Raw genomic sequence first — 22,337 nt, 5'->3', positions numbered from 1 at the left:
ATCAATTAAAGAGCAATTTAATCAAATTAATGGTCTACTTATCTACTCCTAACTAGTTTTCACATTATTTAACAAGAACCATGATGCGATCAGATTGTATTCAATTCAAAAACCTACAAAAATATGGTACATGTAGGATAAAAGTTAAAAAAAAGTGTATCAAGTAATGATTTACAACTGTTAGTATGTTAGCTTAAAGCTATATTAAAACAAATAACCCTGTCGCAAAGGATAAAAAATAAAATCCGTACAACAGGGTATATATGGGTAGTCATCGTGTCAACGATCTTTACTTTTGAGGATCCAACGTTATCTCGTAAACTTTAGGGTCATATTTCATCATTGCACCAGTAGCAGCGTCTACACCCCAACCAATTATCCCAATAAAATTTAAAACAGAAACTGGATTAAAAGTAGTTTCTGGCTGAAACATTTTAAATTCATATCCCTCTTTCTTTAAGGTTACTGTTTGGCCACTAAAACCTTTCTTAAGTCTAACCGCTACAGGTGTTATTCCTCTATCAAGTCCATCAACTTCGACTTTAGCCCCCTCTGGAAATGTTTTTATGGTCACTGTCTGTTTGGTACCTGTAAAAAGAGTCGCGCAAGAAGTGAGTGTAACAATTGACAATGATAATAGTAAAATTCTTTTCATAATATGCTTTTTAAAATAAAGCACAAAGATATAAAACGAAATTAATTATTGTTAAAATAATTAATAATTCATTCAAATAAATATCACAATATTTTAGTTATGTTATCCATGATAAGTGAAGACTAATCAACAACATGTTCTGATGAAGATCTTTACCTGAAATTTACAGGCTTATTTATCATGTCATTCATCTCAAATTCAGATGACCTTTACACATCTCATCAGATGACCTTTACACATCTCAAAAACGAAATACAATATGAACAAAATAGAATAATATGAGCTCATGGATAATGACTTAAAATAGTCAGTTATCAGCCTCATAATAACATAATAGACAAACTCATTACTTTGTAATACCCATAAAAACGTAATAAAAATTATAGAAATAAACCTTATCTTTGCAGCATGATTAATGTATCAAATCTTTCTCTTCGTTATGGTAAACGTATACTATTCGAAGATGTCAATTTAAAATTCACACCTGGTAATTGTTACGGTATTATCGGTGCCAATGGAGCTGGAAAATCAACTTTTTTAAAAATTGTTTCTGGTGATATTGACCCTTCTACGGGTTCAGTTGCTTTCACACCTGGCGATAGAATGTCGGTCTTAAGCCAAGATCACTATGCTTTCGACGAATTTACGGTATTGGAAACGGTTATGATGGGAAACCAAGAACTGTACAAAATCATGAAAGAGAAAGATGCTATCTATATGAAAGAAGATTTCTCGGATGCTGATGGCGAACGTGCAGGTGAATTGGAAAGTTTATTTGCAGAAATGGATGGCTGGAATGCGGAATCCAATGCGGCAACACTATTGAGTAGTTTAGGTATTAAAGAAGAATTTCACTATAAATTAGTTTCAGAAATTGATGGTAATCAAAAGGTACGTGTTTTATTAGCACAAGCTTTATTTGGGAAACCAGATATTTTGATTCTCGATGAGCCTACCAACGACTTGGATATTAACACGATCGCTTGGCTGGAAGATTTCTTAGCTACTTATGAAGCAATTGTATTGGTCGTATCCCACGATCGTCACTTCTTAGATGCAGTCTGTACACATACAGTGGATATTGACTTTGGTAAAATGACGATCTATACAGGTAACTACTCTTTCTGGTACGAATCGTCACAGTTAGCGTTGAAACAGCGTACTGATCAAAATAAGAAAACTGAAGATAAAGTAAAGGAATTACAAGAATTTATCCGTCGATTCTCAGCCAATGCATCTAAATCTAAACAAGCGACTTCTCGTAAGAAAGCTTTAGATAAAATCAATATTGACGAGATCAAACCTTCTAATCGTAAATATCCTGCTATCATGTTCAATACCATGAACAGAGAGCCGGGAGATCAGACCTTACAAGTAGAGGGATTGGGTAAGACCATAAATGGTGAAGTTTTCTTCAAAGATATTACCTTCATGATCAACAAAGGTGATAAAATTGCGGTTTTGGGAGCCAATTCATTAATTACTTCAGCTTTTTACGATATCATATCGGGTCGCGATAAAGATTACGAAGGAGATATTAAATGGGGTATTACCATTACTCCGGCAGATATGCCAATGGATAATTCTCCTTTCTTTGAAGGTAGGACTGAAAACCTTGTCGATTGGTTAAGAGATTATACCACAAATCCTGATGCCGATGAGCAATTCATACGTGGATTCCTAGGTAAGATGTTATTCTCGGGCGAAGAAGTATTGAAAAAATGTTCTGTATTATCAGGTGGTGAGAAAATGCGTTGTATGTTCTCAAGAATGATGCTACAAGGTGCAAATTTCTTAATCTTTGATGAGCCAACCAATCACTTGGATTTAGAGTCCATCACAGCTTTGAATAACGGTATGGTAGATTTCAAAGGTTCAATGTTGTTCACTTCTCGTGACCACGAATTAACTGAAACAGTAGCTAATCGTATCATTGAATTGACTCCAAAAGGTATCATCGACAAACTGATGACCTATGATGAATATATCAATAGTGAAGTCGTACAAGCACAACGTGCCGAAATGTATAAATAAGCATTTCATATTATTACAAAAGGGAGAGGTCTTGATCAAATAATCAAAACCTCTCCCTTTTTATGTCGCTCATACTAATTTGAATAAACTCCGAAATCAGCTAAATGAGAGTAAAAGAAATTTCCCCAAGAGCTCGTTGACTCAATCTTTAAATAGCGCGTACTCAATACAGAAGGAAGATCAACATTAATCCAGCTACCCGATACTTGTATCAATTGTGCCGTTTTCACTAATGTCCAAGTTGTACCATTCGTACTCGAATAGATATTGATATCTTTCATTGCGCCGTTGAGATTATCACGATTACGAAAAGCAAGACCTTTTACAGAACGATTTGCTCCCATATTAACAGAAAAATAATGGGGCTGCGGCGTTTGTGCAGAAGACCATGGCGTATGCCATATCGTACTTCTATTTTTATCCAAAACATTACTTGCAGGAGCACCATTTTCTTGACTATCAGCAGCTATGATCGACCAACCTGTAGTAGGCAATAGATCGTGAACCACAACCTTGGACAAATCAGGTATACTATTGACAAAATTATATAGGTAACTGTAAGTCGAACGGCTTCCATTTTCATGCATAAAGCCAATTCTCAATTGATACTCGTTAGTTAAATCGTAAAAATCAGCTAGTGGACATTCGAATCTAAAACTATCAACTCCAATAACCTTTGCTGCCCATTGTACCGCATCGTAGTCTTGATTGCCTCCGTAAGGAGTTCTATCATGCCAGATAACAACATCTTTTACAGGTTTAGTGGCTGTAAATTTACCTGAGACAACGATACTATTGTTGGTGTAAGATGATGACAATGAAGTAATATCGACAGATGCGGCTTGATACCAATCTGTACGTGTCACCGCACTAAATACTTGGCTATTGTTAAAGGTTGCAGCTGTCGCTTTTGTCAATGATGTCGTTGAAAGTCCATAAGTGGAGTTACCACTTCCCATTAAAGCGGTACCCAATGTAGGTGCTAGCGTTTTATTCATACGATTATGACTAGCATTTAGACCATGTCCCAACTCATGAATCATTCCCCCTATCCAAACTGTTGCTTTCCATCCGATATCTCCCCCTATTCCTAAGTTTTTCGCATCTAAATTGACATAGTCCAAAGCATAACAGGTGGTTCCTGTTCCGTAAAAAGGAGGACCCCCAGGATTTGCCGGATCTGTATTATAAGTTGGGATAATAATTAAGTTATGTTCACTCTTTTTTGCCGTAGGATTTAAGGCATAGTATGCGTCTACTTCAGCCTTTACAGCTCCAGATCCACCTTCATAGGGATAAGTAGCTTTACCAGAGTTACCTGCAATGTAAATAACATGAATAAGAGAATCATTGATCAAGTCTAAACCAAAAGATTTTCTTCCAAATCCCTCACGATCCATGTTGTCTGCAAACATGTTTTGGGCATCTAGTAATATTTTACTTAAACGCTTTCTGAAATTTGGAATAGAATCCACATCGTTTGGTACAAAGTAAATGACATTTAATTTGTAAGGATTATTGCGCCACTCATTGGTCAAACCAAGTGTTTGGCTTTTGTTTACAACAGAAAGGGATTCATCATTATTAGCTAAATCTTGTGTAATATCCTTACAGGAAAAAACGGTTAGTAGTATCAAACTACATAAAAGGTAAAATGATTTATTCTTCATATTTAATGTTTAAATGGTATAAACCTAATTTAGAAAAGACAAATCATTTTATAAAAAATAATTTAAAAAATATAATATTTTACTTAACGCAAACGATTGTTTTTCATCTTAAATTAAGTCTTATGTAACAATATTATTGTAACAATGATTCAGAATCAAAAAATTAATTAGTACTAAACAAAAATTGCAGTAGTGTTGATAAACAAAAAGATTACAAAATTTTACTTCACCCGGTGTGTATAATAATGATTCATCTAAGAAATCTAAATTCTACATTTTTATTTCTGGTCGATGAGAAGTAAAATTTCGGTAGTAACAATCTTTTACAACAGAATTTTACTTTTATAAAATAATAACAATAATATACTCCTATCCGTTCTACTATCTTCTATTTTAGTCCAGTTGAAATCAAAAATTTCAGTTCTAAAAGATAAATTATTTATTATATGAACAGATCAAAAATCTTGCTTTAAAAGTCATAGAAGTACAATAAAACAAAATTACAAACCCTCTATTTCAGCTCATTAAAAAAATAAAAGGACTATTATTTGAAAATAAATTCTATAATATGAAAACAAAAAAATATATTTGTCTACCAAATCGATAGATTTAATATTAAATATGAAAAGAACATTACTAACCTTTACAGTTGTAGCCATAATTGGACTTACGAAAACAACCCAATCATTTGCTCAGGGTTCTAACATCATTGAATTGACAGGGCATATCATTGATCAAAATACGAAGGAACCGTTACCCGGCATTACCGTTACGATTCAAGGAACCGTTAATGGTACTTCTACAAATAATCAGGGTGATTTCAAATTGAATACAAAAGCAAAATATCCTTTTACTTTAAAAGTATCAGGTGTTGGTTTTGAAACAAAAACCTATGAAGTCACTGGACCACAATCAAATCTCAATCTGTCCTTACTTACTCAAACTATATTAGGCAAGGAAGTAGTTGTTACTGCTTCAAGAACTCAGGAAAGTATCTTAAAGTCTCCTGTATCGATTGAAAAACTGGATATTAGAGCTATCCGAGAATCACCAGCTCCTAGTTTTTACGATGCCCTTGAAAATGTTAAAGGGGTTCAAATGACCACATCAAGTATTACCTTCAAAATCCCTAATACCAGAGGTTTCAATATTCCCAACAACTTTAGGTTTGTGCAGCTCGCCGATGGTGTGGATATGCAAGCCGCTACCCTAGGCGTGCCTCTTGGAAATGCTATTGGCCCAACTGAATTGGATATTGCGAGTATTGAAATAACTCCTGGTGCTTCTTCTGCTCTATATGGTATGAATGCCATTAATGGAATGGCTAATCTATTGACAAAAAATCCGTTTTTGTACGAAGGATTAAGTGTATACTCGAAAAATGGACTAAATCATACCGGTGGTACTGGCCGCGAATTGAGTAATCTAACCGAAAATGCCGTCCGTTTTGCTAAATCTTTCAATAATAAATTTGCATTTAAGGTCAATCTTAGCTACTTAAGAGGAACTGACTGGCTTTCTAATTCTTATCAGGATCAAAATCCAAACACACTAAACACAGCAAATCCTAGCTTCCCAGAACTTTCAGGAAGTAATAATCCCGCCTACGATGGCTGGAATATTTATGGTGATGAAAATAATAATGCTGTCACCCTTTCTGGTTTGAACATTAATGGTAAAGCAAACCAATCTCTGATTGTAAGACGTACAGGTTATAAAGAGGAAGATCTTTCAAAGCCTACAGTTGAAAATTTAAAATTTGACGCTGCACTACATTACCGTTTAAACGAAAATGCCGAATTATCATACAGTTATCGATTTGGTCAAATGGATGGTGTATTTCAACGGGGAAACAAAATTCAACTCGACAATGTGAAGGTCCAAAATCATAAATTAGAATTGAAAGGAAATGACTACTCCATCAAAACTTATATTTCTACAGAAAATACAGGTGACTCCTATAACATCAAACCATTGGCTGATAATCTCGATCTAACACATCTTTCGAACAATGCATGGCGTGACTTGTTTAAAAACTCATTACAGACACAATTAAATTCGGGTACTTCACTGACCGAGGCACTACAAAATGCGAGAAAAATTGCTGACAACGGCCGTGTAGAACCAGGAACAAAAGATTTTGCGGATTTAAAAAATACCATTACACAAATCAACAATTGGGATCATCTAAACGCTGGAGTTGCCACTGGAACGGCAACTGGTGGCGCTCAACTGAAGCAAATGAGTAGAACTTATCATGCTAATGCTCAGTGGGATTTAAGCAAGCACATCAATATCTTCAATTTGCTTGTCGGTGGAGATGCAACTATTTACGAAGTCATTCCAGATGGAAATAACTTTGTTGACTTTAAAAGACCAATTGCCGAACGTAGCCAACCGTTAGCGAATGGCTCTTTCGGTGATCAGGTTTATTATAAAAAATTTGGCGGCTTTGGTCAGATCACCAAATCATTATTAGATGAAAAATTAAAACTTTTTGGATCACTTCGCGTCGATTATAATCCCGAATTCACAGCTAAAATAAATCCTAGGATCGCAGCAGTATATACCCTAAAAGAAAAACATAATCTTCGAGCATCATTCCAAAATGGATATCGCTTCCCCGCACTCTTCGAAGCATTATCATTTGTCAATAATGGGAATGTACGTCGCGTAGGAGGACTTTCCTATATTAATGAGGGTCTTGGATATTTAGACAATTCGTACACATTACAGTCTGTCAACGCATTTAATGCAGCAGTCAATAAAGATGTTGCAACTGGATTAACATCCAATGATGCAGCGCTCAAGAACCGAGGCCTACTGACGGTCACAAACCTGAAAGCGACAGAGCCAGAAAGTATTAAATCTTTTGAAATTGGTTATAAAGCAGTCCTTCTTCAAAATAAATTAGCAATAGATTGGGATCTCTATAGCAATGTGTACAATGGATTTTTGGGACAAGTAGAAGTTGCTGTTCCTGCTACCGATAAAATAAACACAGATGCATCTGTATTGGATATGCTAGCTAGCAATAGATCCAAACAAACGCGTTACCGCGTCTATACGAATGCAAAAAATAGTTATAACAATTACGGTAGTTCTTTAGGGATTACGTACAATTTCAGCGGAAATTATACAGTAGCTGGGAATATCAACTATAGTGACATCACAAAAAATAAAGATTCTGATCTTTTTGTTACCGGATTTAATACGCCAAAGTGGGCGACAAACCTTTCGTTTGGAAATAGACAGATACTGCCAAACTTTGGATTTAATGTCGTCTGGAAATGGCAAGATGCGTTTAATTGGGAAAGTCCACTTGTCAATGCACGTGTGTCTGCATATCATAATATTGATGCTCAGGTGAGTTACAAAATGTCAAAATCAACAATAAAACTTGGCGGAAGTAATATACTGAATAATCATTACATTCAATATGCAGGTGGTCCAACACTTGGAGCTTTATACTACATGGCTATCACTTTTGATAATATCTTAACAAAATAATATTCCCTCCCCTTCTATTATATTTGGTTTAATCCTCCTCATCTCTCGATGAAGGAGGATTTTTATTGTCGGATGATTATTTTAAATAAAGTCCGAAATACCAAGTCCATGCAATTAAAATAAGTTGCATCGGAAGCCTTTGAGCATACAGGTAATTCATACCTGGCCCTGTGTAGTCGGCTTTAAAAATATTGATCATTTTTTTTGAAGAGTTCACATTAGCTATAAAAACTACAATAAAAAAGATGATTAACAATATGGCTGTTGTAGCTCTTAATGACGGTATCATCAAACCTACACCTGCAGCAATTTCGAGTACACCAGTTAGATATACAAAAAAAAGTTTTGCTGGAATAAATTCAGGGATCATCATCACCATACCCTTTTGGAATCTGAAATGTGAAAGACCTGTAAAAATGATGAAAACAGCCATACCCAGGTTTCCGGCAAACAAAAAATCCCAAACACCATATACTAATTTTGTGCCTAGTAGAGCAATGAAAAAAGCGGTAAAAAGAATAAGTAATAATTTCATAAATCTTCCATTAGTTTGTCCTGATAGCAACTGCTGATAAACCTGGCAAAGTTGATAACAAGTTTTACAATAACAACAAATAACATCAGGAATTGTTACATCCGTTTTTTTAAATACAACTGTGAAATATTTTCGAAACAAGGTTTTCCGATGACGTTTATTCGTATTTCGCTCTGTAAGCGATCACCATTAATCTGCATTAACAAGCATAAAAAAGCAGCAGTAATCTACATTACTGCTGCTTATATGAAAAGTTTGCAATGACTTTAGTGTAAACTTGAAGTATCGACCTTATTTTTACCTTGTTTGATCATCAATACAAAGGGCACACAGACTATAAATAATAATCCGATATACAAAAATACATCCATATAAGATAAGACTGTTGCTTGTTTCATCACCGACCCCTCTAGTAATTGGTATGCCTTTGCCAAAGCTTCATTAGGAGTGAATCCTTTTGCCACAAAACTGGCCTGTAGCTGATTGATTCTTTGTTGCACTTCAAAATTAGTTGGATCAAGATGTGCAATTAGATTGACGCGGTGACTTTGTGTAAACCTGGAGATAAAAGTAGTAATCAATGCAATACCAAATGAACCACCCAACTGGCGCATCATACCTGTAAAAGCAGCACCTTCACCAATACTTTTCCCTGATAGGGTCGATAGTGATAAAGTCATCACGGGCACGAATAATAAACCGAGCCCCACTCCTCTAAAGATCAAAGGCCAAAACATATGTTCAGCACCTGTATCATTGGTCAAGCGACTGTACATTACGAATGAAAAACCAAAGAAAACACAAAGTCCTAGGGCCACCATGTATTTCTGGGGAACACCATTTTGAATCATCTTCCCTATGAAAGGCATCATAAACCCCGTCATGAGGGAGCTTGGGATCAGGAGTAATCCTGCATCCGTAGCCGTCCAACCTAAAATCGATTGGGTGTAAATGGGAATGACAAACGTCGATCCAAATAAGCCAAAGCCCAAAATGAAACTCATTACGACACCCACTTGCAAGTTTTTATCCTTTAAAACCCGGAGATTAACAATAGGCCTGTCATAAGTCAACTCCCGCCACACGAAAAAGAGCAATCCCAAAACAGAAGTAATGGATAAGACAACGATAGTCCTATTAGAAAACCAATCATCCTGCTGTCCATGTTCAAGCACATATTGTAGCGAACCGATAAACATGATAAGGAAAATCATACCCCACCAATCAACATCTTTAGCTGCCTGTTTTTCTCCATATTTTGGACTCTTAACAAATGAAAGTGTTAAAAGAACAGCAATAATACCTAAAGGTACATTGATGTAGAAAATATAAGGCCAAGAAAAATGATCTACGATGTAACCACCTAGCGGTGGACCTAAAGTGGGTCCCACGATAACTCCCATCCCGTAAATAGCTTGTGCCATACTTCTTTTAGCCGGCGGATAACTTTCTGTAATAATAGTCTGAGCGGTGACTAACAAAGCTCCTCCACCCATACCTTGTATAAATCTAAAAAATACAAGTTCCCAAATATTAGTCGAGTTACCACATAAAAAAGAAGCAACCGTAAAAATAATAATGGAAGCAGCAAAATAATTTTTGCGACCAAACTGTTGCGATAGCCAACTTGTCATGGGAATCACGATAACATTTGCGATCGCATATGCCGTTATCACCCAAGCGATATCCGTCAATGTGGCTCCTAATGTTCCTTTCATATCATTGAGAGCAACATTGACAATCGTAGTATCTACAATCTCCAATAAAGCACATAAAACGGCTATAATGGTAATGATTACACGTCGATACCCATATTCAATGAGGCTATCTTGATCAAGTGTAGCTGTCATAATTTTATTTTAAATGAACGTCAACATCTGCATTCATCCCTGGACGCAATAAAGCAATATGATCTGCGGTGTTAGCTTTTGTAAGTAATATTTTCACAGGTAAACGTTGTACTGTTTTTACGAAATTGCCCGTTGCATTATCTGGAGGTAACAACGAAAACCGAGAACCTGTTGCTGGTGAAAATGAATTGACTTCACCCTCAAATTCAATATTGGGATAGGCATCAACGATGACTGATACTTTTTGCCCAATTCGAATATCATTCATTTGTGTTTCCTTAAAATTAGCAACGACCCAAGTTTCATGATTATCGACGATGTAAAATAAAGCAGCACCCGGATTAACCATTTGTCCTGGTCTAATTTTAACATTGGAAATCTGACCATCTGCAGAAGCTGTTACGACCGTATAAGAAAGATTCAACTTAGCGGCATCAACAGCAGCCCTCGCACGATCTATATTTGCTTGTGCTACGGCAGTTTGTTTACTTGCGACATTTGTTTTACTAAGTACCGCTTCACGCTGCGAATTAGAAGCATTACGTTGCTGCTTCAAAATCTCCACCTGCTTCTCCGCTTCCAACTTAGTTGTTAGCGCTTGTTCATATTGCTGTTTTGTGATCGAGTGATTGTTGTACAAGTTTGAATATCGGTTGAAATCATTTCGAGCTTGTTCTGCACGAATTTGAGCAACATCAATACTACCCATATTAGAGCGAACTGTGGCATCAGAGATTGCAACATTTGCAGAAGTAGCGTTTACATCTGCTTTTGATACCTCAAGCGAACCTTCTGCACCTAACAAAGCTGCTTCGGCCTCCTTTACTTTAATTAAATAATCTTGGGTATCTATTGTAAATAAAGTATCACCTTTTTTCACAATATCATTATCTTTCACATAGACCTGAGCAATATATCCCCCTACTTTTGGGATAATCGGATTCATATTCTTATCCACCTGTGCATCATCAGTAGTCTCATGCGATTGACTATGTATGTATTTATAACCTCCATACCCTCCTCCAACTAAGATAAGAGCAATAAGAATGAAGACAAATTTCTTATTTGATGGTTTCTTTTCTTCTTGATTTTCCATTGATATTTATAATTATTTTGTTGTTAATTGACCATTTACTAAAAGCAAATCATAATACTTTTCAACCGTATTAGCCTTTGAAATGGCTAAATTGATTTTTGATTGTAATTGCTGTACATCGGCTTCAAGCAGATCATCGGTATCCGCGACCCCATTATCGTATTTATCTTTTACGATCCGATAGTTTTCATTTGCTTGATTGACGGCTTCTGTATATAACTGATTTTGAGAGATTGTTAAGTGATAATTTTCATTTGCTTGCTGTACTTGGACTCTAATTTTATCGTTCATCATCACAACATTTTCATCCACTTGATTTACTTGATTGCGCGCAATGTTGACATTTTTCTTATTTTTATAAAGTGATCCGATATCATAAGATATTCCAACCCCAACATTCACAGCATTTTTAACAGTAATCAAATTATGCACATCCAATGCAGCATACCCGCCTGTCAAAGCAATTTTTGGTAAAGCATTCGATTTTTCAATATTTACTCTATTCAAAGCAATATCATGTTGTGCTTGAAGCGCTTTCAATTCATTTCTATTGGTTAATGCGGTAGTGGCGTCTGAAATATCTGCTATTATTGGTGCTTCATCCAAATTGATAGCAGGGACTTTGGTTGCTTCATCCAATTTCAAGAAATTAACCAACTGATAATTTAAAACAGTAGCGTTCTTTTGCGCTTCCTGCAAAGCAACTTTGTAATTCGACAATTGCAATTCCGCTTTTAAAAGATCATTGCGCGGAATAATACCATTTGCTTCCATTGCCTTAAAATCGGCAACACGCTGTTCAGATCTTTTGATATTTTCTTCCATCAAAAGTGCTGTTTGCTGCGCCTTATATAAGTTGATATACAAATTGATGCCCTGCTCAGCCAATTGATCCTTCAAGGCTAGTGCAGAAAACTCCTCGGCTTTGACAGCATTGCTAGCCGCTGAAATACTATTTTTGATCTTACCCCCTGTATAGATCGGCATACTGACCGAAGCTTGACCAAGTAACAGTTGATTTGCCTTAATACTCATGGGATCTGAAGACGACGACATCGGAATCTGGAATTTGACATCCGGAGAAGTCATCGCTAAGTATTGTCCACTTAACTTAGCGTCTGGAAGTAAGGTATTCTTTGAAGCCTCAAATTCCAATTTTTTACCTGTGATTTTTGTTTCTGAAGCTTTTGCTTCTAAACTTTGTGTCTGCGCAAGATGAATAACCTCTTGCAAAGTAAGGGGAGTACTTTGCTGTGCAAATGCTACGCCTTGTAGACAGAAAAGTAAAAGTGTAAACTTTCCTATTTTAGTATTCATATGTTAATAAAGCTTTAATCGTTCTTTGTAAATGCGTTACTAAAGTAGATTCCATATATTCACTATACTCCTCATCTGTAGTAATATTTAATTCTGATTTTAAAAATGATCGATTCATCTGGAAATTCATAAAAGTACCCATCATCGTTGCATGTATCAGGATAGGATCATTACCTGAACGAAACTCACCTGTATCCACGCCTTTTTGAATAATACTCGAGATAACATGTAAATTATGAACCTTCAAATTCTTGTAAGAATCAGAAAGCATCAGTCTTTTCTTCACGCCCGCTTCTATAGCAATGATCTGATAAATCGCTAAACTGGAATTCATATATTTAATATATGAGCTCACCATTTCATCCAATATCTCCATGACAGGAATCGTCAACTGCAAAATACTTTCATCCATTTTGAATTTTTCAACCCGGTAATCAAAAAGATCATCTAGCAATTTGTCTTTAGATCCAAAGTAATAATTGATCATAGCAACATTAACCTGAGCTTCATGTGCAATATCACGGACAGAGGTGCCATCAAAACCATTTATTGAAAAAAGCTTTTCTGCTACATGCAATATCTCTAACTGTTTCTCACTAAAATCCATTTTTTCTTTTTTTTAAACCGTGTGCAAATTTAAACAAGTGTTTAATTTAAACAAGCGTTTAATTTAAATATTACAAAAAGATAACATTACATTCAAATAGCTGAAAATAAGGACACTAAATGCATTTAACACTGCCATAATAACAAAAAAAGCCTATCTCAAAATAATTGAGATAGGCTTTTTTACAGTTAATCTTTACATTTTTCTCTCTTTCGAAAGAAGTGATTATGTTAGTTAAGTATTGTAAATATCAATTCCGTCAGTATATCCTTAGTATTCGTATTACTTCCGATATTCATTCCCTTAGATTTTAGATCAGCATCTTTCAAAGCTGCAATAATGGCAAATGTTTTCCTACGATTATAGTTGCGGGCAGCAAGTTCATATTCTTTCAGAAAAAATGGATGCACCCCAAGCTCCTTTGCTGCTGTACTTTTGTCAACAATATAATGATACTTTAATATCTTAGTAAAATACCCTGCAATAGTACCCAGGACTAAAACCAATGGATTGCTTTTAGGGTTTGCTGCGAAATAATCAACAATTTGATAAGCCTTGAATGCGTTTCTTTTGGCTAAGGCAGTATTCAGTTCAAAGACATTAAAATCTTTAGAAATACCAATATTTTGTTCAATATCAGAAACAACGATCTCCCTTTCTTTCGGGACATTGAGCATCAGTTTATTTAACTCATTGACAATTTTAGAAAGTTCTGTACCTAAATATTCCGAAAGCAATGCAGCAGCTTGGGGGTGGATATTCCATCCCTGTTCTTTGATAAAGGAAATAACCCAACTGGCTACCTTATCATCATAAAGTTTATTAGATTCAACAACAAGACCTTTTTTTTCAATGGCCTTATACAGTTTTTTACGTTTATCAAACTTCCCATATTTATAATCAAATACCAATACAGTAGATGCTGTACACTGTTCTACATACTTCAGCAAAAGTTCGTCATCTTTCCATTTCAGATCCTGCGCCTCTTTAATAATGATCAGTTGATGGTCACTCATCATGGGATAGCGCTTAGCTGCACTAACAATAGTTGAAAAATCAGTATCTTTTCCATATAATACGGTTTGATCAAAACCTTTTTGAGCATCATTAAGAACAGTATGCTCCAAAGCATCACTGATGACATCAATAAAATAACTTTCCTCACCGTGTAGTAGGTACACAGGTTGAAATTTACGTTTTTTAATGTCTGTTAAAATAGGGCTGATATTCATGATGCCCCTAAATTACAACTAAATTGATGAACAGTAAAATTTGTCATGTGGAATCCGCTTTTAACGTTATTAGGTGTAAAACAAAAATTAGTATATTTGCCATATGTTTAACCCCATTCCGTTAAATTTACCGCCATATCCAGCGAAGTTGACTAAAGAAAATGAAACGATTTTCATTTTTGATGACCTGCGGAAAAAGAAACTTGTTTTAACACCTGAGGAATGGGTGCGTCAACATTGGATTCATTATCTTCACCTTAATAAAAAGTATCCTAAATCCTTGATGAAAATTGAAGGTGGTTTAAAATTAAATGATCTTCAAAAACGGAGTGATCTATTGATCTACAATAATCGAGGTGAAAAAATAGTTTTAGCGGAATTTAAAGCTCCACACATTAAAATTACACAAGCGACCTTCGAACAGATCGCCAATTACAATTCTATCCATAAAATTCCGTTACTATTAGTAAGCAATGGATTAGAGCATTACTATTGTAAGATTGATTTTCAAAATAGCTCATTCCTATTTATAGAAGAGCTCCCTAGTTACGATCAACTTTTAATAGAATTGTAACTCAGATGTAAAACAAATCGTGCAGAGTATTTATTATTTAAAATATAGTTTTATATTAGTCTTATAAATTTGAATCACAAAGAATATGAATATAGATAAAAACGAATTCAGAAAATATGCCATTAAGCATCATAGAATTGGAAGTCAACATGTTGATGGTTTTATAGCACGCGCACAAGTAAATACACCTACAAATTTGACTCCATACATTGTAGAAGAGCGTCAATTAAATGTAGCTCAAATGGATGTGTTCTCACGTTTGATGATGGATCGTATTATTTTCTTAGGTGATGGTATTAACGATCAAGTAGCAAATATCATTCAGGCACAATTGTTGTTTTTACAATCAACAGATGCACAACGTGATATTCAGATCTACATCAATTCACCAGGTGGTAGTGTATACGCTGGTTTAGGGATTTATGATACGATGCAATATATTGCACCAGATGTAGCGACAATCTGTACAGGAATTGCTGCTTCTATGGGTGCTGTATTATTAGTTGCTGGTGCAAAAGGAAAGCGCGCTGCATTGAGACACTCACGTGTCATGATCCACCAACCTTCAGGCGGAGCTCAGGGTGTTGCTTCAGATATGGAAATCAATCTACGTGAAATGATGAAATTAAAAGAAGAGCTTTACACCATCATTGCTGATCACTCTGGACAGACTTATGAATGGGTAGAAAGATCTTCTGACCGCGATTATTGGATGAAAGCTTCTGAAGCAAAAGACTTTGGAATGATTGATGAGATTTTACTTCCTAAAAAGGAGATTATTAAATAGTAATGGCTAAAAATAATAACAGTGGTGTTCATTGTTCATTCTGCGGGATGAGTAAAAATGATGCCCAAATGCTTATCGCCGGAGATGGCGCTCACATCTGTGATCGTTGTATCAACCAAGCTGGCGAAATTCTAGCAGAAGAATTGAAACAGCGCAAGAGTAAAACATTACAAACTGCGTTAAAGTTAATTCGTCCGTTAGAAATAAAAGAACACTTAGATCAGTATGTGATCGGACAGGACGACGCTAAAAAAGTGATCTCTGTTGCTGTGTACAATCACTACAAACGGTTAAATCAAAAAGTTGATAAAGATGAAATCGAAATTGAAAAATCAAATTTGATTGTTGTAGGTGAAACGGGAACAGGTAAAACTTTATTGGCTAAAACGGTCGCTAAAATTTTAAATGTGCCTTTCAGCATCGTGGATGCGACAGTTTTGACAGAAGCTGGTTATGTAGGTGAGGATGTGGAAAGTATTTTGACCCGTTTACTCCAAGCTGCTGATTATGATGTTGCTGCTGCTGAACGTGGAATCATTTATATTGATGAGATCGATAAAGTTGCACGCAAAAGTGATAATCCGTCGATCACTAGAGATGTTTCTGGAGAAGGTGTACAACAAGCGTTATTGAAAATCTTAGAAGGAACAGTTGTTAATGTTCCGCCTCAAGGTGGACGTAAACACCCTGATCAAAAAATGATTGCTGTCAACACGAGCAATATTTTATTTATCTGTGGTGGTGCATTTGACGGTATTCAAAAGAAAATCGCCAATCGCCTACGGACACAGACAGTGGGTTATCGCATGAATGAGGATGATGCAGAGATTGATTTAAAAAATCTATATAAATACATCACCCCTCAGGATTTGAAAAGTTTTGGATTAATTCCAGAATTAATTGGAAGATTACCTGTATTAACGTATTTAAATCCATTGGACAAAGAGACACTATTGAGTATCTTGACTGTACCTAAAAATGCGTTAATCAAACAGTACAGAAAATTATTTGAATACGAAGGAATTGAATTAATATTTGATGCTGAAGTTTACAACTTTATTGTAGATAAAGCAGATGAGTTTAAACTTGGAGCTCGTGGTTTAAGAAGTATATGCGAGGCTATTATGCTCGACGCAATGTTTGAAATTCCTACTTCAAAGGAAAAGACCAATCAAAAAGAATTGCATATCACCTTAGAATATGCCATGAAAAAATTTGAAAAGTCGGACATCAAAAAATTGCAAGTCGCTTAAAAAAATCCCTCGCTAATCGCGAGGGATTTTTTTTAACCATATGAATTATTCAGACCGCTCTTCCTTCAATTGAGGTTAAATTATTAAATAGATGAATTATGGCAAAAAGTAAAAAAAATGTTGATACCCCTATCACACCTGGTTTAAAATCTAAAGAAGAAATCGTTCACAACTGGTTGCCACGCTACACTGGAAGACCACTGGAAGAATTTGGAGATTATATCTTATTAACCAATTTTTCAAAATATGTCACTATTTTTTCAGAGATGCATGACGATGCGCCAATCTATGGAGAAGATAAACCAATGCAGAGTGTGACAGCAGGTGGTATTACAATTATAAATTTTGGTATGGGAAGCCCCATGGCGGCAACTGTAATGGATCTATTATCAGCGATCTCACCAAAGGCAGTCCTATTTTTAGGAAAAACTGGCGGATTGAAAAAGAAAATCGGTGTTGGAGAACTCATCTTGCCGATTGCAGCCATCAGAGGTGAAGGTACATCAAACGATTATTTCCCCGCAGAAGTACCGTCATTGCCATCCTTTGCTTTACAAAAAGCAATCTCAACGACTATTCGTGATCATTCCCGTGATTATTGGACAGGTACAGTATACACGACCAATAGAAGAGTATGGGAACACGATAAAGACTTTAAAAAATATCTAAAGGCAATACGTGCTATGGCTGTGGATATGGAAACGGCAACTATTTTCAGTGTCGGATTTGCTAACAAGATTCCCACAGGTGCATTATTACTAGTTTCCGATCAACCGATGATTCCTGAAGGTGTAAAAACAGCTAATAGTGATGTGAGTGTCACAGCTAAGTATGTGGATGCGCATATCAGTATTGGAATAGACGCACTTAAACAACTTAAAAATAATGGGTTGACTGTGAAACATTTGAAATTCTAAGAAACAGACTATTTTTGGTATTTTTGTACAAACAAACAGTAAATTTATGTGGTATAATAACATTTTAGAAACAATAGGCAACACCCCTCTTGTTAAACTAAACAAAATAACCAAAGATCTCAAAGGAACTATTCTAGCCAAGATCGAGACCACCAACCCAGGCAACTCGATCAAAGATAGGATGGCACTCAAAATGATTGAAGATGCAGAGCAGGCGGGTTTATTGAAACCAGGAGGAACAATCATTGAAGGAACTTCAGGAAACACGGGTATGGGATTGGCCATGGCAGCAGTTGTCAAAGGCTATAAATGTATTTTTACCACTACAGATAAACAATCTAAAGAGAAGGTCGATGCTTTACGCGCTTTTGGTGCCGAAGTGATCGTATGTCCTACAAATGTCGATCCCGAAGACCCACGGTCCTATTATTCGGTATCAAGCCGCTTAGAACGCGAAGTCCCTAATAGCTGGAAAGCTAATCAATACGATAATCCTTCTAATGCGCAAGCACATTACGAACAAACTGGTCCCGAAATATGGGAACAAACAGAAGGAAAAATCACTCATTTGGTTGTTGGTGTCGGTACTGGCGGCACTATTTCAGGTGCAGCTCGATACCTAAAAGAACAAAACCCAAATATTAAAATATGGGGCATTGACACCTATGGTTCTGTATTCAAAAAATATAAAGAAACCGGTATTTTCGATAAAAATGAAATATACCCCTATATAACGGAAGGTATAGGTGAAGATTTTCTCCCAGAAAATGTTGATTTTAGTGTAATAGATCTTTTTGAAAAAGTTACCGATAAAGACGCGGCATTGATGACAAGAGAATTAGCGCGTAAGGAAGGTATCTTTGCCGGTAATTCTGCAGGATCAGCATTAGCAGGACTTATTCAACTAAAAGACAGTTTAAAAGAAGACGATCTCGTTGTCGTCATCTTTCACGATCACGGATCTCGATATATGGGCAAAATGTATAATGAAGATTGGTTGAGAGAACGTGGATTCTTAGAAGACGAGAAACTAAATGCAAAAAGTATCTTAAAAAGAAGAGGCGAACAGGCCATTGTTACTGCAGATGTTCAACAAACCGTATTCGAAGCATTCAACTTCATGAAAACGCTCAATATTTCTCAGATTCCTGTCACGCAACAAGGTATGGTTGTTGGTAAAATAACAGAGTCGGATATTTTAAGTGCATTATTGGAAAATCCTGCTCTCAAATCATCTTCCGTGCAAGATGTTATGACAAAACCGTTTCCATTTGTTGACTTAAAAACATCGATTGATAAAATATCAGCACTGATCAATAAGGATACACAAGCTGTATTAGTAGAGGATGAGTTTGGCAAAATCAATATCATCACGCAATATGATATTATCAATGCAATATCGGAAGCGTAATTAAATAAAACTGCATAAAAATAGCCTTATTGTTTTATCAATAAGGCTATTTTTATGATAAGCAATTAAATTATGCTCCCATTGCATTCGCACTTTTGCGGAATGTGTATGAGTTGAAAATTTGTCTTCTACCAAATCTTGGACGAGACTCAGCATTAAGAAACTTTGTGTACACAGTTTTTGGAACACCAAAATACTCATATGTACTTTTATCCTGAAATGTAACTCTTAAGGTCTGACCTTTAAATTCAAAATCCTCAATAAAAAAGTTATTGATCGTATTGTTATACTCTTCTAAATTGGCTTCGTGTGTTTCAGGAGCAATACTAACTAAGAAGTGGTAAGCCTCAATAATTTCTGTACTCTTTAACTCAGCCTCCTCTTTTTGCACTTCATCTTGAAATTTATCCGGATGCCAAGCTTTGATTAAGTCACGATATATCTTTTTTAACGTTGCTAAATCTTCATTTTTTGTAATACCAAAAATCTTTTTGGATTCACCTATTCTTTTCATAATATTTATTTTTCCCTATTCCAACCAAACCATATTGATTTTAGGATTTGCAAAAATACGTCAATTATATTTTAGAATGAACAATTGCATGTTAATTTTTTGTAATTTCATCTATTACATCTACTTAATTGATCAGTACTGCCTATAAATAAAGATCATCCCCGCTCCTATAGTACCTTGACAAGCTTTAATGTGTCACAAAAAGATTTCCATTGTGCATAAATGCGTGTACAGCAGACATCCTAGACACTGCTTCAGCAGAGCAGGTCGCATTTACAAAAACAAGCTGGGCATCATCATGGATACGGGGCCATTGTTGTTTTCCTTCATCATCCAACGGTAATATCTGCTGGGTAGCAAACTGCAACGTCCTAGAAAGCTGAAATTCTGTCATATAGCCATACAATTGGGCTATAAGATTTGCTTTCTGTAACATATTTCCAGTACCAAATGTACTCCAGTAATCTTGTACATTGTCATTTCCGATTAACACATCAACACCACATTTTCTTAATGCAGGAATAGGCATGGGCCTTCCTTTAAAAGGTACAGAAGAAGCAATACCAACTTGCGCAAAAGCCAATTTTTCTGCGATCTCTTCTACTTCATTTGCATCCAGATGAGCTAATGCGAAAGCATGGCTAATAAATGTTTTTCCTTGCAATTGTGGATTTTCAATAGCTTTATCAATAAGGTATTGTATCGTTTGTACTCCTGAGGGACCTGCTTCGTGCAAATGGATATCAATTCCTTTATTATGATCTAAAGCCAATTGGACCATAAATTCTAATGGTTTTTCGACACTTCCATCAATACTGTAGGGATCCAATCCTCCAATAAAATCAACCTGATCATACTTTGCCACTTCTTTCATCAAAGGAACCGAATCTGTATAATACAAACCATGCTGTGGAAAAGCAACAAGCTCTGCTTCAAATGATTCTTGTTTATGTTCCAATGCCCTCAAAAGATGTTCAAAAGACTGAAGTCCAGATGTAGGATCTACATTGAAATGAGTCCTCGCATAGGTTGTTCCATAGCCTTGCAGCAAACCAATCAGTTGCTCTGCACGTAGTGTCGAAGTTTTTAATAATTCGGGGATGATCTGCTGCTCATACGCAATCATATCAGCAACCGTTTTTCTTTTCGGAGATAGGGCTTGCCAAGGTAGGCCAAATAAAGTTTTGTCGATATGAACATGCATATCTTTGAACGCTGGCAACATCAGCTTTCCATCCATATCAATAGCGTCCTCATTCGGATCGTGGGCTCTAATCGCGTTTATTTTTCCATTAGCAATTTCAATACAAAATAAATCAGTAAGGGTACCCATAACTTCTTCATTTTCATATTCGAATCCAGTCTCTAAACGAACATTTTTGAGTGTATAATGCCCTTTGGCAAGTAATTGATGAGATGATAGCATATGATCCATGATTATATAACAAATATAAAAATCATGTATTGGACCACCTATGTACAGATCATGCTACCTGTTGTTCAAATTATCCTTGTTCTTTAAATTGAGAAGGAGTCATACCGGTCTGATTTTTAAAAAACTTAGAAAAACTAGCATGATCATAAAAACCTAATTCGTAAACAATATCTTTCACACTTCGATCAGAAACCTTAAGTAAGCGCTTTGCCTCCAACAAGATACGATCATGTATCAACGTTGAAGCTGCTATATTAAATCCTTTTTTACAGACTATGTTGAGATAATTAGCCGAGATATGAAGCTTTTCAGCATAAAAAGAAACAGACCGATCTGATTTAAAGTGCAGGTCGATAAGCTGTACAAATTTTGAAATAATAGGATTTGAATGGTATTTTTCAAAATCATTGAACGTGAGCTCAAAAGTTTTACGCAGCAATAGGCCTATTAATTTACTCCGTGTCTGAATAATTTCCCAAAGAACAGTGTTATCTTTCAATTCCTGTGCAATCGCAAGAAATTCATATCGTAATGCCTTGTACAATGAATCTGAAATCTGAAAAACAGGATGTTGTTGATAATATAAAGAAGAAAAACGAAGATCTGGCAAAAAGAGCTCGAACCATTCGCGATTGATCATCAATTGATAGCAAACAGTCCCCTCTTGAAATTGCCATTGATGCACTTGACCAGGAAAAAGTAAATGTACCTGTTGCTGTTCAACTGTATAACTTTTAAAGTCAATGGTATGCGATCCACTCCCTTGCTCAAATAACAAAATAATGAAGAAATCATGTTTATGAGGTTCTAAGATCTGACGTGAGCCACGTAGCTCATGAAATAGTAAATTACTAAGCTCCGAAGGTGCTTCAGTAAACTCTTGAATATTCAAAACAGGAAAATAATCGCGTTGGTTATCCATTCTCCTCAAATTTAGCAA

The 22,337-nt window shown here is 35.8% G+C and carries 18 protein-coding genes; 7 read left to right on the top strand and 11 right to left on the bottom strand.

The genetic code is table 11. The features are described from left to right. Positions 1–289: 289 nt before the first annotated feature. Positions 290–655: a PEGA domain-containing protein gene (locus AC06G9_RS07060; protein ID WP_045752340.1), complete on the bottom strand. Its 366-nt coding sequence runs from the start codon at positions 653–655 to the stop codon at positions 290–292. 408 nt (positions 656–1,063) lie between these two features. Between AC06G9_RS07060 and AC06G9_RS07055 the strand changes: the two genes are divergently transcribed. After that, on the top strand, positions 1,064–2,689 hold the full coding sequence (locus tag AC06G9_RS07055) for an ABC-F family ATP-binding cassette domain-containing protein (RefSeq protein WP_045753903.1): 1,626 nt from the start codon (positions 1,064–1,066) through the stop codon (positions 2,687–2,689). Between the two features lie 74 nt (positions 2,690–2,763). Here AC06G9_RS07055 and AC06G9_RS07050 read toward each other — a convergent pair whose 3' ends face one another. Further along, entirely contained in the window at positions 2,764–4,359 is a 1,596-nt protein-coding gene (locus tag AC06G9_RS07050) for a discoidin domain-containing protein (RefSeq protein WP_480957782.1), read from the bottom strand. Positions 4,360–4,980: 621 nt separating this feature from the next. Between AC06G9_RS07050 and AC06G9_RS07045 the strand changes: the two genes are divergently transcribed. Continuing rightward, complete coding sequence (locus tag AC06G9_RS07045; protein WP_293927771.1) at positions 4,981–7,869, top strand: TonB-dependent receptor; 2,889 nt, start codon at positions 4,981–4,983, stop codon at positions 7,867–7,869. Positions 7,870–7,945: 76 nt separating this feature from the next. Here AC06G9_RS07045 and AC06G9_RS07040 read toward each other — a convergent pair whose 3' ends face one another. From AC06G9_RS07040 to holA, 6 genes are all read right to left on the bottom strand, one after another. Then, the gene (locus tag AC06G9_RS07040) at positions 7,946–8,404 is read right to left on the bottom strand and encodes a DoxX family protein (protein WP_346569065.1); all 459 of its coding nucleotides are present in this window, start codon (positions 8,402–8,404) and stop codon (positions 7,946–7,948) included. Between the two features lie 266 nt (positions 8,405–8,670). Further along, positions 8,671–10,254 carry a DHA2 family efflux MFS transporter permease subunit gene (locus AC06G9_RS07035; protein WP_045753899.1) on the bottom strand — a complete coding sequence of 528 codons (1,584 nt, stop codon included), beginning with the start codon at positions 10,252–10,254 and terminating at the stop codon, positions 8,671–8,673. Positions 10,255–10,258: 4 nt separating this feature from the next. After that, positions 10,259–11,350: an HlyD family secretion protein gene (locus tag AC06G9_RS07030; protein WP_293927763.1), complete on the bottom strand. Its 1,092-nt coding sequence runs from the start codon at positions 11,348–11,350 to the stop codon at positions 10,259–10,261. A 12-nt stretch (positions 11,351–11,362) separates the two neighbouring features. Further along, the gene (locus AC06G9_RS07025; protein ID WP_480957781.1) at positions 11,363–12,667 is read right to left on the bottom strand and encodes a TolC family protein; all 1,305 of its coding nucleotides are present in this window, start codon (positions 12,665–12,667) and stop codon (positions 11,363–11,365) included. After that, complete coding sequence (locus AC06G9_RS07020; RefSeq protein ID WP_045753896.1) at positions 12,657–13,274, bottom strand: TetR family transcriptional regulator; 618 nt, start codon at positions 13,272–13,274, stop codon at positions 12,657–12,659. The genes AC06G9_RS07025 and AC06G9_RS07020 overlap by 11 nt, the downstream gene beginning before the upstream one ends. Positions 13,275–13,504: 230 nt before the next feature. After that, positions 13,505–14,506, bottom strand: a complete 1,002-nt coding sequence (holA, locus tag AC06G9_RS07015) for a DNA polymerase III subunit delta (RefSeq protein ID WP_045753895.1) — start codon at positions 14,504–14,506, stop codon at positions 13,505–13,507. A 103-nt stretch (positions 14,507–14,609) separates the two neighbouring features. Here holA and AC06G9_RS07010 point away from each other — a divergent pair, with 103 nt between their 5' ends. From AC06G9_RS07010 to AC06G9_RS06990, 5 genes are all read left to right on the top strand, one after another. Beyond that, positions 14,610–15,080, top strand: coding sequence for a type I restriction enzyme HsdR N-terminal domain-containing protein (locus AC06G9_RS07010; protein ID WP_045753894.1), 471 nt, complete (start codon positions 14,610–14,612; stop codon positions 15,078–15,080). Between the two features lie 85 nt (positions 15,081–15,165). Further along, positions 15,166–15,867 (top strand): ATP-dependent Clp protease proteolytic subunit, encoded by a 702-nt coding sequence (locus AC06G9_RS07005; RefSeq protein WP_045753893.1) that lies wholly within the window; start codon positions 15,166–15,168, stop codon positions 15,865–15,867. A gap of 2 nt (positions 15,868–15,869) precedes the next feature. Next, positions 15,870–17,120 carry an ATP-dependent Clp protease ATP-binding subunit ClpX gene (clpX, locus tag AC06G9_RS07000; protein WP_045753892.1) on the top strand — a complete coding sequence of 417 codons (1,251 nt, stop codon included), beginning with the start codon at positions 15,870–15,872 and terminating at the stop codon, positions 17,118–17,120. A gap of 98 nt (positions 17,121–17,218) precedes the next feature. After that, entirely contained in the window at positions 17,219–18,037 is an 819-nt protein-coding gene (locus AC06G9_RS06995) for an AMP nucleosidase (protein ID WP_045753891.1), read from the top strand. 46 nt (positions 18,038–18,083) lie between these two features. Continuing rightward, positions 18,084–19,448, top strand: a complete 1,365-nt coding sequence (locus AC06G9_RS06990; RefSeq protein ID WP_045753890.1) for a pyridoxal-phosphate dependent enzyme — start codon at positions 18,084–18,086, stop codon at positions 19,446–19,448. Positions 19,449–19,518: 70 nt separating this feature from the next. On the opposite strand, the gene AC06G9_RS06985 is transcribed toward AC06G9_RS06990, so the two are convergent. The 3 genes from AC06G9_RS06985 to AC06G9_RS06975 form a co-directional block, all read right to left on the bottom strand. Continuing rightward, entirely contained in the window at positions 19,519–19,962 is a 444-nt protein-coding gene (locus AC06G9_RS06985) for a KTSC domain-containing protein (protein ID WP_045753889.1), read from the bottom strand. 187 nt (positions 19,963–20,149) lie between these two features. Next, positions 20,150–21,388 carry an amidohydrolase gene (locus AC06G9_RS06980; RefSeq protein WP_480957780.1) on the bottom strand — a complete coding sequence of 413 codons (1,239 nt, stop codon included), beginning with the start codon at positions 21,386–21,388 and terminating at the stop codon, positions 20,150–20,152. 79 nt (positions 21,389–21,467) lie between these two features. Beyond that, positions 21,468–22,319 carry a helix-turn-helix domain-containing protein gene (locus tag AC06G9_RS06975; RefSeq protein WP_045753888.1) on the bottom strand — a complete coding sequence of 284 codons (852 nt, stop codon included), beginning with the start codon at positions 22,317–22,319 and terminating at the stop codon, positions 21,468–21,470. Positions 22,320–22,337 lie beyond the last annotated feature (18 nt).

Source organism: Sphingobacterium sp. MAE, assembly GCF_056711605.1.
This window is presented reverse-complemented; position numbering and strand designations above follow the sequence as displayed.

Excerpts from the sequence above, each read along its gene's own strand:
- AC06G9_RS07060 (WP_045752340.1), bottom strand. The coding sequence starts at position 655 with ATGAAAAGAATTTTACTATTATCATTGTCAATTGTTACACTCACTTCT.
- AC06G9_RS07055 (WP_045753903.1), top strand. The coding sequence starts at position 1,064 with ATGATTAATGTATCAAATCTTTCTCTTCGTTATGGTAAACGTATACTA.
- AC06G9_RS07050 (WP_480957782.1), bottom strand. The coding sequence starts at position 4,359 with ATGAAGAATAAATCATTTTACCTTTTATGTAGTTTGATACTACTAACC.
- AC06G9_RS07045 (WP_293927771.1), top strand. The coding sequence starts at position 4,981 with ATGAAAAGAACATTACTAACCTTTACAGTTGTAGCCATAATTGGACTT.
- AC06G9_RS07040 (WP_346569065.1), bottom strand. The coding sequence starts at position 8,404 with ATGAAATTATTACTTATTCTTTTTACCGCTTTTTTCATTGCTCTACTA.
- AC06G9_RS07035 (WP_045753899.1), bottom strand. The coding sequence starts at position 10,254 with ATGACAGCTACACTTGATCAAGATAGCCTCATTGAATATGGGTATCGA.
- AC06G9_RS07030 (WP_293927763.1), bottom strand. The coding sequence starts at position 11,350 with ATGGAAAATCAAGAAGAAAAGAAACCATCAAATAAGAAATTTGTCTTC.
- AC06G9_RS07025 (WP_480957781.1), bottom strand. The coding sequence starts at position 12,667 with ATGAATACTAAAATAGGAAAGTTTACACTTTTACTTTTCTGTCTACAA.
- AC06G9_RS07020 (WP_045753896.1), bottom strand. The coding sequence starts at position 13,274 with ATGGATTTTAGTGAGAAACAGTTAGAGATATTGCATGTAGCAGAAAAG.
- holA (WP_045753895.1), bottom strand. The coding sequence starts at position 14,506 with ATGAATATCAGCCCTATTTTAACAGACATTAAAAAACGTAAATTTCAA.
- AC06G9_RS07010 (WP_045753894.1), top strand. The coding sequence starts at position 14,610 with ATGTTTAACCCCATTCCGTTAAATTTACCGCCATATCCAGCGAAGTTG.
- AC06G9_RS07005 (WP_045753893.1), top strand. The coding sequence starts at position 15,166 with ATGAATATAGATAAAAACGAATTCAGAAAATATGCCATTAAGCATCAT.
- clpX (WP_045753892.1), top strand. The coding sequence starts at position 15,870 with ATGGCTAAAAATAATAACAGTGGTGTTCATTGTTCATTCTGCGGGATG.
- AC06G9_RS06995 (WP_045753891.1), top strand. The coding sequence starts at position 17,219 with ATGGCAAAAAGTAAAAAAAATGTTGATACCCCTATCACACCTGGTTTA.
- AC06G9_RS06990 (WP_045753890.1), top strand. The coding sequence starts at position 18,084 with ATGTGGTATAATAACATTTTAGAAACAATAGGCAACACCCCTCTTGTT.
- AC06G9_RS06985 (WP_045753889.1), bottom strand. The coding sequence starts at position 19,962 with ATGAAAAGAATAGGTGAATCCAAAAAGATTTTTGGTATTACAAAAAAT.
- AC06G9_RS06980 (WP_480957780.1), bottom strand. The coding sequence starts at position 21,388 with ATGCTATCATCTCATCAATTACTTGCCAAAGGGCATTATACACTCAAA.
- AC06G9_RS06975 (WP_045753888.1), bottom strand. The coding sequence starts at position 22,319 with ATGGATAACCAACGCGATTATTTTCCTGTTTTGAATATTCAAGAGTTT.